This window comes from Xanthobacter albus, from assembly GCF_043194895.2.
Lineage (GTDB): Bacteria > Pseudomonadota > Alphaproteobacteria > Rhizobiales > Xanthobacteraceae > Xanthobacter.
The window spans coordinates 1,590,488-1,603,230 of record NZ_CM195532.1; the positions used below are offsets into that span (position 1 = coordinate 1,590,488).

Annotated in this window: 12 protein-coding genes; 5 read left to right on the top strand and 7 right to left on the bottom strand. The window is 69.0% G+C overall.

The window, feature by feature from the left end:
* Window positions 1-129 precede the first annotated feature (129 nt).
* From V5F75_RS07135 to V5F75_RS07150, 4 genes are all read right to left on the bottom strand, one after another.
* Window positions 130-813: an SOS response-associated peptidase gene (locus tag V5F75_RS07135; protein WP_394035754.1), complete on the bottom strand. Its 684-nt coding sequence runs from the start codon at window positions 811-813 to the stop codon at window positions 130-132.
* A gap of 38 nt (window positions 814-851) precedes the next feature.
* Window positions 852-1,766 (bottom strand): MBL fold metallo-hydrolase, encoded by a 915-nt coding sequence (locus V5F75_RS07140; protein WP_394035752.1) that lies wholly within the window; start codon window positions 1,764-1,766, stop codon window positions 852-854.
* A 292-nt stretch (window positions 1,767-2,058) separates the two neighbouring features.
* A complete protein-coding gene (locus tag V5F75_RS07145; RefSeq protein WP_394035750.1) occupies window positions 2,059-2,769 on the bottom strand; it encodes an outer membrane protein in 711 nt (236 codons plus the stop codon).
* Window positions 2,770-3,223: 454 nt separating this feature from the next.
* A complete protein-coding gene (locus tag V5F75_RS07150) occupies window positions 3,224-3,976 on the bottom strand; it encodes an outer membrane protein (protein WP_394035748.1) in 753 nt (250 codons plus the stop codon).
* A gap of 385 nt (window positions 3,977-4,361) precedes the next feature.
* On the opposite strand from V5F75_RS07150, the gene V5F75_RS07155 reads away from it, so the two are divergent.
* Window positions 4,362-4,664: a hypothetical protein gene (locus tag V5F75_RS07155; protein WP_394035746.1), complete on the top strand. Its 303-nt coding sequence runs from the start codon at window positions 4,362-4,364 to the stop codon at window positions 4,662-4,664.
* Between the two features lie 51 nt (window positions 4,665-4,715).
* Here the strand turns inward: V5F75_RS07155 and V5F75_RS07160 are convergent, their stop codons facing one another.
* Window positions 4,716-6,632: a propionyl-CoA synthetase gene (locus tag V5F75_RS07160; RefSeq protein WP_394035744.1), complete on the bottom strand. Its 1,917-nt coding sequence runs from the start codon at window positions 6,630-6,632 to the stop codon at window positions 4,716-4,718.
* Between the two features lie 241 nt (window positions 6,633-6,873).
* Here V5F75_RS07160 and V5F75_RS07165 point away from each other — a divergent pair, with 241 nt between their 5' ends.
* The 3 genes from V5F75_RS07165 to V5F75_RS07175 all read left to right on the top strand — a co-directional run bounded on the left by V5F75_RS07165 (window position 6,874) and on the right by V5F75_RS07175 (window position 10,684).
* Window positions 6,874-8,502, top strand: coding sequence for an acyl-CoA synthetase (locus V5F75_RS07165; protein ID WP_394035742.1), 1,629 nt, complete (start codon window positions 6,874-6,876; stop codon window positions 8,500-8,502).
* Window position 8,503: 1 nt separating this feature from the next.
* On the top strand, window positions 8,504-8,716 hold the full coding sequence (locus V5F75_RS07170) for an alkylphosphonate utilization protein (protein ID WP_394035740.1): 213 nt from the start codon (window positions 8,504-8,506) through the stop codon (window positions 8,714-8,716).
* A 219-nt stretch (window positions 8,717-8,935) separates the two neighbouring features.
* Entirely contained in the window at window positions 8,936-10,684 is a 1,749-nt protein-coding gene (locus V5F75_RS07175; protein ID WP_509212153.1) for an SbmA/BacA-like family transporter, read from the top strand.
* Between the two features lie 81 nt (window positions 10,685-10,765).
* Here V5F75_RS07175 and V5F75_RS07180 read toward each other — a convergent pair whose 3' ends face one another.
* Entirely contained in the window at window positions 10,766-11,212 is a 447-nt protein-coding gene (locus V5F75_RS07180) for a hypothetical protein (protein ID WP_394035736.1), read from the bottom strand.
* Window positions 11,209-11,703, bottom strand: a complete 495-nt coding sequence (locus V5F75_RS07185; RefSeq protein WP_394035734.1) for a MarR family winged helix-turn-helix transcriptional regulator — start codon at window positions 11,701-11,703, stop codon at window positions 11,209-11,211. The genes V5F75_RS07180 and V5F75_RS07185 overlap by 4 nt, the downstream gene beginning before the upstream one ends.
* Window positions 11,704-11,822: 119 nt before the next feature.
* Here V5F75_RS07185 and V5F75_RS07190 point away from each other — a divergent pair, with 119 nt between their 5' ends.
* Window positions 11,823-12,719 (top strand): methyltransferase domain-containing protein, encoded by an 897-nt coding sequence (locus V5F75_RS07190; protein ID WP_394035732.1) that lies wholly within the window; start codon window positions 11,823-11,825, stop codon window positions 12,717-12,719.
* Window positions 12,720-12,743: the final 24 nt, after the last annotated feature.

Sequence of the window (12,743 nt, forward strand, 5' to 3'; positions counted from 1 at the left end):
GCCTCTCGCTCCTGGTTGGCCGTATCTGACGCAAGAGGTTTGTGGGCATGACGCACGGGCCTTTGGCCAGGGCCGCGCAGCACCTGAGCGAGCCCGCTTCTTGCGGGTCGAAGATCGGCGCCAATGGGATCAATCGGTCGGCGGGAGGGGTGCGGTCAGGCCGGGATCGTCGTTGCGCACGGCGTTCACCGCTTTGGAGACCGGCCAGAAGGTGAGTTGTGCCGGCGGGGCCGGGCGCAGCAGGTCGCGCGGGTCTTCGGCGGAAAGAAAGCGGGGAATGTCCGTATCGGCGAGCACCACGGGCATTCGCTCGTGCAGCGGCCGCAGCGTTTCATTGGCCGGGCAGGTGAGGATGGTGAAGGTGCGCAGCCATTGCCCGGTGGTCGGATCCTTCCAGCCTTCCCACAGCCCCGCGAAGGCGAGGGGCGCGCCATCGGCCGTGGTGACGAAGAAGGGCTGGGCGGCGCCGTTGCGCCGCTGCCATTCATAGAAGCCGTCCGCCGGCACGATGCAGCGCCGCCTCTTCCACCACGCATCGCGAAAGGTGGGTTTTTCCGCCACCCCCTCCGCGCGGGCGTTGACGAGCCTGGCGCCACCGCTCGGGTCCCTCGCCCATACCGGCACGAATCCCCACCGCAGCAGGGAGAGGTCCAGCGCGCCGGTGTGCGGATTGAGGCGCACCACCATCAGGTCCTGGGTGGGCGCCGCATTATAGTGGGGCGGGCAGTTGGGCAGGCGCAGCGCGGGGCCGCTGAGCCCGAAATGCTCCACATAGGCGACTGGTGCCCGGTATTGAACGAAGCGGCCGCACATGGCGGGCTCCCCTTCCGCGTGGTGTCGTGGAGGGGGAATCAGGATACGAGGCGGAAGCGCCCGTCGATGGCGGGTGCGCCTTCCGTGAAGACGCGCCCCGTCTCCACCAGATGCTCAAGGTGCGCCAGCACCGTCAGGGAGGCCGCGCCCACGAGCCGGGGATCGAGCCCGATGTAGATGCCGCGCACGAGATCGGGAATCGTTTCCGCCGCGCGGTCGAGCCCGCGCAGGATGGCGGTCTCGCGGGCGATTCGATGGTCGAGATAGTCGCGCACGAAGGCGGGCGCGTCGCGCACCGGGCCGCCGTGGCCCGGCAGGTAGACCTTCTCTTCCCTTAGGCCAAGCCGCTCCAGCGAGTGGATATAGTCCCCCATCGCGCCGTCCGGCGGAGCGACGATGGAGGTGGCCCAGGCCATTACATGGTCGCCGGAGAAAAGGAGCGCATCTTCGGTGAGCGCGAAGGCGAGATGGTTGGCGGTGTGGCCGGGGGTGGCGACAGCGGTCAAGCTCCAGCCGCGGCCGGAGACGGTCTCGCCGTCCGCGAGGGCGTGATCGGGCGCGTAATCGGTGTCGGCGCTGGCGTCGAGGGGGTTGATCTCGCCGATATGGAGGGGACGTGCCGCGCGGTGGGGCCCGCAGCCCACGATGGCGGCGCCGGTGGCGGCCTTGATGGCGCCGGCCGCCGGGGAATGGTCGCGGTGGGTGTGGGTGACCACTACGTGGGAGACGCTTTCGCCCGCGATCGCCTTCAGTACCGCCGCCACATGGGCGGGATCATCCGGGCCGGGATCGAGGATGGCGACCTCGCCGTGGCCGATGATGTAGGTGCAGGTTCCGGTGAAGGTGAAGGCGGAGGGATTCGGTGCCACGATGCGCCGCACCAGGGGCGTGACGGGAACGGCCAGCCCGGTGGGGGAATCGAAATCGCGGTCGAAGGAAATGTCGGCGCTCATGCCTGGAGGCTAGAGCATTTCGGTGCCGCATTGAAACGGCAAAAGAGCGGGCCGCTCTCATCGCCAGGGCCAACGCCGCGCCATGGGCAGGGCAACGCTTCAGGTTCACACGGGAGAAGGCAGGGGCTTTCGTGAGGAGCGCGCCGCCGCGGCATTCGCATGGGCCGGATCAAAGGCGCTTCCGTGCGGGGCGGCTTGCAGGTGAACGTGCTCACCACACCGAGGGGGCTTCAAAAAAAGAAAGCCCGCCGGCAAGCGGCGGGCCCTCTCTCGTCGTGTTCGATCCGAAGGATCAGAACTTGTAGTTCACACCGGCCTTGATGGTGTGGAACTTGGTGTCGACGTTGATGGAGTCGCCGAGAGCCCAGTTGCCGCCCACGACATCGTTGTTGCCGAGGTCGACGTACAGGTATTCGGTCTTGAACGTCCAGTTGTTGGTGATGGCGTACTCGACGCCGCCGCCCAGGGTCCAGCCCCAGTTGGTGGAAGCCTGCGAGCAGCTCAGGAGCGCGCCGCAGAGGCCGCCGGTGATGTCGGTCGAAGTGCGGCCGTAAGCGGCACCACCGGTGATGTACGGCAGGAACCGGTCGAAGGCATAGCCGAGACGGGCGCGGATGGTGCCGAAGTAGTCAACGGTCGAGCCGAACGACTGGTAGAAGAAGGGCGAGGTGTCCGACACGGTGCCGGAGATGTTCGACCACTGGATGTCGGTCTCGAGGCCGACCACCACGTTGTTGGCGAACTGGTAGTTGTAGCCGAGCTGACCACCGACGAACCAGCCCGAAGAGGTGATCGAGCGGGTGTTCACCAGGGTGTAGGCGGTGTACTCGTTGTAGTCGAAGTTGTCGCCGCCGTAACCGAAGTTCGCGCCGATGTAGAAGCCGGTCCAGGAGAAGACCGGGGCGGCGATGGCCTTGACGGGGTACTTCGTCGCCAGGTCAGCAGCCGCGGCCGGAGCCGAGAGCGCCGCCAGCGCGACAGTGGCGAGAAGGAAACGCTTCATAACTTAATCCCCCATTTTTGGGTTACACGACTATCAGGCGATGACGTCGATTGCGTGTGCAGCCGTTTCGTTCCGCCCAGTGAGAGTGATGTAGCAGAGGCCGCGGAAAGATTCCGTAGCTTTCCTGCCACAGTGCATCGAAATCCACGCCATGCAACCAAGATAACGGTACCATGATGGTGCATTCGGCGCGAACGCTGATTGTGCCGGGCCTCCGGCGCCGCCCAACGTGACCAATTGTGGTAAATTATTTGCAAACTAAGCACTTTGCGCCACATTCTCGCCGCCGTTGAGGCAGCCCGGAGGGGACGGAAAGCGGCCGTAAGGGCAGCTTTTTCTGCAACCTATTCGGGTGTTGGTAGTATGGTCGGGTGTGGCGGCGCGCTTCCGGGAGACAAGCGGGTTGCAGCCTCTTCAGGTGGCCTTTGGACGGGCTGGAAACACGCCGGCGTCCTCAGAACTTGTAGTTGACGCCCGCGCGCAGGGTCTGGAAGCGCAGGTCCGCCGCCGTGAGGGCCGCGAGGTCGGCGGCGGGATCGAAGCGGGCCTCTTCGAGGCTGCCGAGATCGACGTAGAGATATTCCGCCCGCATGGTCCAATGGTCGGTGAGCGCGGCCTCCGCGCCGGCGCCGGCGGCCCAGCCCCAGCGCAGGGCGGATGAGGAGGATGCCGAAAAGCCGCCGGTGAGATCGCGCGCGGTATGGCCGAATCCCGCCCGGCCGTAGGCGACGCCCCCTGTGACATAGGGCATGAAGCGGTCCATGGCGTAGCCGAGCCGCGCCCGCACGGTGCCGAAATAATCCAGATCCGCGGATGCGGAGCGCATCGCGCCCGGCGGGGAAAATGCCTGCTGCTGGTCGCGGGCGGCGATGCCGCTCCATTGCATGTCCGCCTCCGCGCCCAGCACGAAGCGGTTCGGGAGCTGGTAGTTGAAGCCGGCCTGGCCGCCCGCCACGAAACCGGAGGCGTTGGCAGTGGCGCCCTTGAAGGTGGAGAGGGTGGTGAGGGAATTGGCGCTGAAAAGCAGGGAATCGGAAGAGACGTCGCCGCCGCCATAACCCGCATTGGCGCCCGCATACGCGCCGGTCCAGGAGAAGGTGCGCGGCATCAGCGCCTTGATGAGCGTGGCGCGGTCCATCACGTCCGCGGCCGCGGCGGGCAGGACGAGGACGGTGGCCGCGAGGGCGGCGAGGGCGGTGGACTTCATGCGCTAACCCCGAAGCTGAAGGCCGCGTGGCGGCGCCGGATGCTTCGGCGGGCCGGTGGCGTGGGCGCGTCCAGGCGGGCGCTGGAGCGCGTGCCTCCGGCGCGCGGGAGCACGCCACCCGGAAGGCGTTTCAAGCATTTGGTAACCATGTCATGGTAAACGGGAGGTAAACGGAGGCGGCCCGCCAGCTTTTGCCCGTGGCGGGAACGTTTCCGGGGGCTGGCCGAGCGTGACGTGTCCGCACCTTTGTCGCGTTGCGCGCGGGCGCGGGCTCGCCCATCTGTGGGAAGCATCCGGGGTGGGCGCGAGGCCCGCCCGAGGCGGGTGCGGCGATGCGCGGGCGCGCGGCCGCAAGGCCGGCGCTCCGGTGCCGGAGGATGGAGAGATGATGCTGAAAGTGCTCGCGACCGGGGCGCTGGTGATGGCCGCCTCCGCGGCGGCGGCCCAGGCCATGCCCCGCAGCACCGACATGAGCTGCGCGCAGACGGCCGCGCTCGTGCAGAAGGGCGGGGCGGTGGTGCTCGCCACCTCGCCCACCCTCTATGACCGCTACGTGCGCGACCTGAGCTTCTGCATGTACGACCAGCAGCTGAAGCCGGAATGGGTGCCGACCCGCGACAACCCGCAGTGCTTCGTGGGCTACACCTGCTTCGAGCCGGCGCGCAACGGCGGGCGCGGCGGCGGCTGAGCCGCGCGCCGCAGCAAACGAAAGGGGCGCCGCGGGGGCGCCCCCTCCGGTTCAGCCGATGCCGCGATCCTTGAGGATGCCCTCGATCTCCTCCAGCACCACCGGGTCGTCGATGGTGGCGGGGATGGACCAAGCATCGTGGTCGGCGATCTTCTTCATGGTGCCGCGCAGGATCTTGCCGGAGCGCGTCTTGGGCAGGCGGTTCACGGTGACCGCCAGCTTGAAGGCGGCCACCGGGCCGATGCGGTCGCGCACCAGGCCCACCAGCTCCTTCTCGATCACCTCCGGCGCCCGGCGCTCGCCCGCCTTCAGCACCACGAAGCCGCAGGGCACCTCGCCCTTCAGCGAGTCCTTGACGCCGATGACGGCGCACTCGGCCACGTCCGGGTGGGAGGCGATCACCTCCTCCATGCCGCCGGTGGAGAGGCGGTGGCCGGCGACATTGATGATGTCGTCGGTGCGGCCCATGACGAAGACGTAGCCGTCGTCATCCATGTATCCGGCGTCGGCGGTCTTGTAGTAGCCGGGATAGTCGGCGAGGTAGCTTTCGCTGAACCGCTCGTCCTGCTGCCACAGGGTGGGCAGGCAGCCGGGAGGCAGCGGCAGCTTCACCACGATGGAGCCCATGGTGCCGGCGGGCACGGGCTTGGCCGCCTCGTCCACGATCTGCACGTCGTAGCCGGGCATGGGCACCGTGGGCGAGCCGAGCTTGACGGGCAGGAGGCCGAGCCCCACCGGATTGGCGGCGATGGCCCAGCCGGTCTCGGTCTGCCACCAGTGGTCCACCACCGGCACGCCGAGCTTCTCCTCGGCCCACTTCACGGTGTCCGGGTCGGCGCGCTCGCCGGCCAGGAACAGGGTGCGGAAATGGGACATGTCGTGCCCGGTCTTGAAGGTGCAGTCCGGGTCTTCCTTCTTGATGGCGCGCAGGGCGGTGGGGGCGGTGAAGAGCGCCACCACCTTGTGCTCCTCCACCACCCGCCAGAAGGCGCCGGGGTCCGGCGTGCCCACGGGCTTGCCCTCGTAGACGAGGGTGGTGCAGCCGGCGAGCAGCGGCGCATAGACGATGTAGGAATGGCCCACCACCCAGCCGATGTCGGAGGCGGCCCAGAACACCTCGCCCGGCTTGATGCCGTAGAGGTTCTCCATGGTCCAGGCGAGCGCCACCATGTGGCCGCCCGTATCGCGCACCACGCCCTTCGGCTTGCCGGTGGTGCCGGAGGTATAGAGGATGTAGAGCGGATCGGTGGCGGCGACATCCACGCAGGGCGCGGCCTTGCCGGCGGCGGCCGCGGCGGCGCACGCCCCGGCCCAGTCGATGTCGCGGCCTTCCGCCAGGGTGGCGGGGCCCTGCGGGCGCTGCAGCACCACGCAATGCTCCGGCTTCACCGCCGACATGGAGATGGCGAGGTCGAGCAGGGGCTTGTAGGGCACCACCCGGTTCGGCTCGATGCCGCAGGAGGCGGCCAGGATCACCTTGGGCTCGGCGTCCTCGATGCGGGTGGCCAGCTCCTTGGCGGCGAAGCCGCCGAACACCACCGAATGGATGGCGCCGATGCGGGCGCAGGCCAGCATGCCCACCAGCGCCTCCGGCACCATGGGCATGTAGACGAGCACGCGGTCGCCCTTCGTTACGCCGAGATCCAGCAGCACGGCGGCCAGGGTCTCCACGTCGTGCTTCAGCTCGGCATAGGTGACGGTGCGCTTGGAACCGGTGACGGGGCTGTCATAGATGATGGCGGCCTGCCCGGCGCGCCCGCCGGCCACGTGGCGGTCCACGGCGTTGAAGCAGGTGTTGCCGGTGGCCCCGACGAACCAGCGGCCGTAGACGCCGGCCTCGGCGTCGAACACCTTGTCGGCGGGGCGGGTCCAGTCGATCTTCTTCGCCGCCTCGCCCCAGAAGGCGGACGGATCGTCGCGCCAGCGGGCATAGGTTTGCGCGTACCGGCTGCTGCTTGTGCTGTCCATGGACGTCTCCCTTATCGGCGTATCTTTATTGTGGTTAGTGCCGGGGCCCCTCCGGCGGGGCAAGTACGCACAACTGCGTACGACCTTGGTTGGATGGATAAAGGCCTTGTTCTATCGTGCCCGCCGATTGCGCGGTTCCCGGCCCGTGGCTAGGTTGCACCCCGCGCGACGCGCGCTATTCCATGCTCCTTCGCGACCGCCGCTCGGCCGGGAGCGGACTTGAGGATTTTAGGGGAACATCATGGCCGGTAGCATCTATGACCTGCATCTCGACCGCAATCAGGCCAATTACCAGCCCCTGACCCCGCTCGGCTTCCTGGAGCGCGCCGCCAGCGTCTTTCCGGACCACACCGCCATTATCCACGGCGCGCTCAAGCGCAACTATCGCGATTTCTACGCCCGCAGCCGGCGCCTCGCCTCGGCCCTTTCCAAGCTCGGCGTCGCCAAGGGCGACACGGTGGCGGTGATGCTCACCAACACCCCCGCCATGCTGGAGGCCCACTACGGCGTGCCCATGACGGGCGCGGTGCTGAACTCCCTCAACACCCGGCTCGATGCCGCCATCCTCGCCTTCACCATCGACCACGGCGAGGCGAAGGTGCTCATCACCGATCGCGAGTTCTCGCCGGTGATGAAGGCGGCGCTCGCCATGGCCGTGCGCAAGCCCATCGTCATCGACTATGACGACCCGGAATACACCGGCAAGGGCGACCGCATCGGCACCACGGATTACGAGGCCTTCCTCGAAACCGGCGATCCGGAGTTCGTCTGGAGCGGCCCGGACGACGAGTGGAACGCCATCGCGCTCAACTACACCTCCGGCACCACCGGCGACCCCAAGGGCGTCGTCTACCACCATCGCGGCGCGAACCTGCTGGCGGTGGGCAATGTGGTGACCTGCGCCCTGGGCAAGCATCCCGTCTATCTCTGGACGCTGCCCATGTTCCACTGCAACGGCTGGTGCTTCCCCTGGTCCATCACGCTGGTGGCCGGCACCCATGTGTGCCTGCGGCAGGTGCGCGCCAAGGCCATGTTCGATGCCATCGCCGATTATGGCGTCACCCACATGTGCGGCGCGCCCATCGTGATGTCGACCCTGCTCGGCGCTCCCGAGGCCGACAAGCGCCCGCTGCCCGGCAAGGTGGAGTTCATCACCGCCGCCGCCCCGCCGCCGGAGGCGGTGCTCGCCGCCATGCAGGACGCGGGCTTCAACGTGGTGCACGTCTACGGCCTCACCGAGGTCTACGGCCCCTCGGTGGTGAACGACTGGCACTCGGAGTGGGACAGCCTGCCGGCCGCCGAGCGCGCCGTGAAGAAGGCCCGCCAGGGCGTGCGCTACGCCGCCCTCGACGCCCTTGAAGTGCTGGACCCCGAGACCATGCAGCCCGTGCCGGCGGACGGCACCACCCTCGGCGAGGTCATGTTCCGCGGCAACACGGTGATGAAGGGCTACCTCAAGAACCCCACCGCCACCGACAATGCCTTCGCCGGCGGCTGGTTCCACTCGGGCGACCTGGGCGTGAAGCACCCCGATGGCTATGTCCAGCTCAAGGACCGCTCCAAGGACATCATCATCTCCGGCGGCGAGAACATCTCGTCCATCGAGGTGGAGGACGCCCTCTACAAGCACCCGGCGGTGAGCGCCGCCGCGGTGGTGGCCAAGCCCGACGAGAAGTGGGGCGAGACCCCGGTGGCCTTCGTGGAGCTCCGCGACGGCATGAGCGTCACGGCCGAGGAACTGCTGGCCCACTGCAAGACCCACCTTGCGGGCTACAAGTGCCCCCGCCACATCGTGTTCGAGCCGATCCCGAAGACCTCCACCGGCAAGATCCAGAAGTTCCGCCTGCGCGAGCTGGCGAAGGAGGTCTGAAGTGGAAGTCAAGGACGCCAACGGCGCCGTCCTGAAGGACGGCGATAATGTCACCCTCATCAAGGACCTCAAGGTGAAGGGCACCTCCGTCACCTTGAAGCGGGGCACCCTTGTGAAGGGCATCCGCCTCACCGGCGACCCGGAGGAGATCGACTGCAAGGTCGAGAAGGTGAAGGGCCTGGTGCTGCGCACCGAGTTCGTGAAGAAGGCGTGAGCCTTCCCCGCCGCCGGCCTACGGAACCATAAGAAAAATGCCCGGACAGCGTCCGGGCATTTTTCGTTGCGGGGGCAGGGCGGCGGCTCTCCGGGCGCGCGGCGGCGCGCGCCCGCGCCTTCCCCAGCGCCACCTTTCCAATCGTTCATGCGGCCGCCATGGTGCGGTCAGGTTCGCGGCGCCACAAGGGTGGCGGACCCTTCAGCGGAGACGATGCCGGTGCGCGCCCTTCTGTCCCTTCTCGGCGACATCCGTCGCCTCGCGGTGCCCTATTTCAGGAGCGAGGAGCGGTGGGTGGCCATCGGCCTTCTGGCGGCGGTCATCGCGCTGGAACTGGCGTGGGTGGGCGCGACGGTGATCCTCAACGAATGGAACGTCGCCTTCTACAACGCCATCCAGGACAAGGACTTCGCCGCCTTCCAGAAGCAGCTTCTCATTTTCTGCGCCATCGCGGTGTGCGCCATCTGCGTGGCGGTCTACCAGATCTACCTGAAGCAGTGGCTGGAGATCCGCTGGCGGCGCTGGCTCACGCGGCGCTACCTTCATGCCTGGCTTTCCGATGAGGTCCACTACCGCCTGCGCCTCTCCGGGGACGCCGCCGACAACCCCGACCAGCGCATCGCCGAGGACGTGCAGCTGTTCGTGGGGCGCACCATCGGGGTGGGCATCGGCCTGCTCGGCACGGTGGTGTCGCTCATCTCCTTCTCGGTCATCCTGTGGAACCTCTCCGGCCCGCTCGCTTTCTCCCTGTTCGGGCACGAGCTCTCGGTGCCCGGCTATCTGTTCTGGGCGGCGCTGGTCTATGCGGCGGCGGGCACCTGGATCGCCCATTTCATCGGCCGCCCTTTGGTGCGCCTGAATTATGATCAGCAGCGCTACGAGGCGGACTTCCGCGTGGACCTGGTGCGCGTGCGCGAGAACGGCGAGCAGATCGCGCTGCTCCATGGCGAAGGCGCCGAGGACCGCAAGCTGGAAAGCCGCTTCACCCGCGTGTGGGGCAACTTCTTCTCGCTGATGAAGGCGCAGAAGCGCCTCACCTGGTTCACCGCGGGCTACAACCAGATCTCCACCATCTTCCCCTATGTGGTGGTGGCGCCGGCCTATTTCTCCGGCCAGATCCAGCTCGGGCAGCTGATGCAGACCGCCTCCGCCTTCGGCTCGGTGCAGGGGTCCTTCTCCTTCTTCGTGGCGAGCTATGTGACACTGGCGGAATGGGTTTCCGTGGTGCAGCGCCTCACCGGCTTCGAGCAGGCCATCGCCCGCGCACGGGCCCAGGCGGAAAACCCCGCCTTCGCCGCGGCCGCCCACGCGGAGGGGCCCGCGCTCGGCCTCTCGGGAGTGGAGGTGCGCCTGCCCGGCGGCGCGCCGCTGGTGGCCACCGGCGAATTGTCCATCGATCGCGGTGAATGCGTGCTCATCACCGGTCCCTCGGGGGCGGGCAAGAGCACGCTGCTGCGCGCCATCGCCGGCATCTGGCCGCATGGCGAGGGGCGGATCGCCCGCATGGCGGGGCAGACGGTGATGGTGCTGCCGCAGAAGCCCTATGTGCCCGCCGGCCGGCTCGACGCGGCGCTCGCCTATCCCCGCCCGGCCGAGAGCGTGCCGCGCGATGCGGCGGAGGCCGCGCTGCAGGCGGTGGGCCTTTCCGGGCTCGTGGCGCGGCTGGATGAGGAGGCGCTGTGGCCCCATGTGCTCTCCCTCGGGGAGCAGCAGCGCCTGTCCCTCGCCCGCGCGCTCCTGGAGAAGCCGGACGTGCTGCTGCTGGACGAGGCGACCTCCGCCCTCGACGAGGCGGCGGAAGCGCAGCTCTACCGCCTGCTGCGCACGGCCCTGCCCGGCGCCACCTTCATCTCCATCGGTCACCGTTCGACCCTGGTGGGCCTGCATGACCGGGTGCTGCATCTCGACGGAGATGCCGCCCCGCGCATCCTGAAGCCGGCCACCGCGCCCCGGCTCCAGCCGGTGTGACACCAGGGGCCCGCGCGCTTTTCCCGCGGGTCTCCGGCCGGGCTCGCGCGGCACGTGAGCGAAACCCGCCCGGCGGCGCCCTCAACCCGCCGCCGGGCGGCGGCCGCGGGCGAGGGCAAGGCCGTCGCGCATGGAGAGGCTCATCAGCGTGATGTTGAGCGCGCCGGCGGCCAGCTCCAGGGCCTGGACCGCGACAAAGGCCGTATCGAACAGGCCGGCGGCGGCGCGCGCCTGAAGGAACACGGCGCAGGGCAGCAGGACCAGCAGGCCGTTGAGCGCGATGACGGGCATCCGCCGCTTCTTGGCGCGGATGCGCGGCGCCTGCGCCCGGCCGGCGAGGCGAAAGCCCGTGGCGCCCACCGTGGCCATGGCCGGCACCAGCACCAGCATGCCCCACAGGATGGCGGTCTTCACCCGCGCCACCAGGGCCCCGTCACCGAAAGCCTCTGCCGCGACCGTGGACGTCCAGAACAGGAGGATGGTGGCGAGGGCGATGCCCCCGGCCACGGGGTGGATGCGGCGCATCATGCTGTCTCTCCTGTGCCGTCGTTGTCCGGCGCGGGTTCGGCGCGGCTGGCGAGGGCCTCGGCGAGGCGGTGGAGCACGTCCCGCGCCTGCGCCATGGCCGGTACCGTGGCGGTGGCGGCGAGCGCGTCCGCCAGCGGCGCCCAGCAGGCGCTCGCAGCCGCGAAGGCCACGGAGCCCTCGGGCGTGAGCTGCACCAGCTTGGCCCTTTTGTGGTGCGGGTTCGGCGCGAACCGGATGAAGCCGAGCGCGGAAAGGTCGTCCACCACCCGCTGCACCGACTGGCGGGTGAGGCCCATGTTGCGGGCGATGCCGGCGGTGGGCAGCCCGCCTCCGGCCTCGGTGATGGCGCCCAGCACCTGCCAGCGGGCGCTGGTGAGCCCGAGGGGGGCCACCAGCGCATCGCCGGCGGCGATGAGCGCGCCGTTGAGGCGGAACACCTCCAGCACCAGCTGGCTGGTGGGATGGGTGAAGGGATCGAAGGTTGGCTTCATAACGACAGTGTTATGTCAAAATGGCATGTAGCTGTCAATATCGACAATATGCTGTCATTTTGGCGGCGCGTGGGGGCGCACCGCGTGCAACGGCGGCGGGAAGCGCCTATATGCGCCCCATGAGCCAGACGCCGCCCCTCGTGTTCGATCGCGCCCTGCTGCGCCGCCGCCTCGCCCGCGCCGGCAGGCTGGGGCCGGAGACCTTCCTTCTGGACCGGGTGGCCGAGGATCTGGCCGACCGGCTCTCGGCCGTGAAGCGGCGCTTCGCCACCGCCCTCGATCTCGGCACGCCCACCGATGCGCTGGCGCGGGCCCTCGCCGGGCACCCCGCGGTGGAGCGCCTGTTCTCGGCCGCGCCGCTGGCGGAAGGGCTGGGCATCCGCCGCGCGGCCGTGGTGGCGGACGAGGAGGCGCTGCCCTTCGCGCCCGGCTCGCTCGATCTCGTGGTGTCGGCGCTGGCCCTGCAGGGGGTGAACGACCTGCCGGGCGTGCTCGCCCAGGTGCGCCGCGCGCTCCGGCCCGACGGGCTGTTCCTTGCCGCCTTCGTGGGCGGCTCCAGCCTCACCGAGCTGCGGCAGGCGTTCGCCATCGCCGAGAGCGAGACCACCGGCGGCATCTCGCCCCGCGTCGCGCCGTTCGCGGATGTGCGGGACCTGGGCGGGCTGCTGCAGCGGGCCGGCTTCGCCCTGCCGGTGGCGGACACGGATCGCATCGTGGTGCGCTATGGCTCGCCCTTCACCCTGTTCGCCGAGCTGCGCCGCATGGGCGCCGCCAATGCGCTGGCGGAACGGCGCCGCGTGCCCCTGCGGCGCGACACGCTGATGCGCGCGGCGGAGGTCTATGGGGAGCGCTTCGGCGATTCGGACGGGCGCCTGCGCGTGACCTTCGACATCGTCTGGCTTTCCGGCTGGGCGCCGCACGAGAGCCAGCAGAAGCCGCTCGCGCCCGGTTCCGCCAGGATGAGCCTCGCCGCCGCCCTGAACGCCACCGTGCCGCCCGCCGGCGGCGAAGACTGATATCAAAGGCCCGTGAGCATTTTC

Bases quoted from the DNA above. Each gene is read 5' to 3' on its own strand.
- V5F75_RS07135 (WP_394035754.1), bottom strand. From the start codon at position 813: ATGTGCGGCCGCTTCGTTCAATACCGGGCACCAGTCGCCTATGTGGAG.
- V5F75_RS07140 (WP_394035752.1), bottom strand. From the start codon at position 1,766: ATGAGCGCCGACATTTCCTTCGACCGCGATTTCGATTCCCCCACCGGG.
- V5F75_RS07145 (WP_394035750.1), bottom strand. From the start codon at position 2,769: ATGAAGCGTTTCCTTCTCGCCACTGTCGCGCTGGCGGCGCTCTCGGCT.
- V5F75_RS07150 (WP_394035748.1), bottom strand. From the start codon at position 3,976: ATGAAGTCCACCGCCCTCGCCGCCCTCGCGGCCACCGTCCTCGTCCTG.
- V5F75_RS07155 (WP_394035746.1), top strand. From the start codon at position 4,362: ATGATGCTGAAAGTGCTCGCGACCGGGGCGCTGGTGATGGCCGCCTCC.
- V5F75_RS07160 (WP_394035744.1), bottom strand. From the start codon at position 6,632: ATGGACAGCACAAGCAGCAGCCGGTACGCGCAAACCTATGCCCGCTGG.
- V5F75_RS07165 (WP_394035742.1), top strand. From the start codon at position 6,874: ATGGCCGGTAGCATCTATGACCTGCATCTCGACCGCAATCAGGCCAAT.
- V5F75_RS07180 (WP_394035736.1), bottom strand. From the start codon at position 11,212: ATGATGCGCCGCATCCACCCCGTGGCCGGGGGCATCGCCCTCGCCACC.
- V5F75_RS07185 (WP_394035734.1), bottom strand. From the start codon at position 11,703: ATGAAGCCAACCTTCGATCCCTTCACCCATCCCACCAGCCAGCTGGTG.
- V5F75_RS07190 (WP_394035732.1), top strand. From the start codon at position 11,823: ATGAGCCAGACGCCGCCCCTCGTGTTCGATCGCGCCCTGCTGCGCCGC.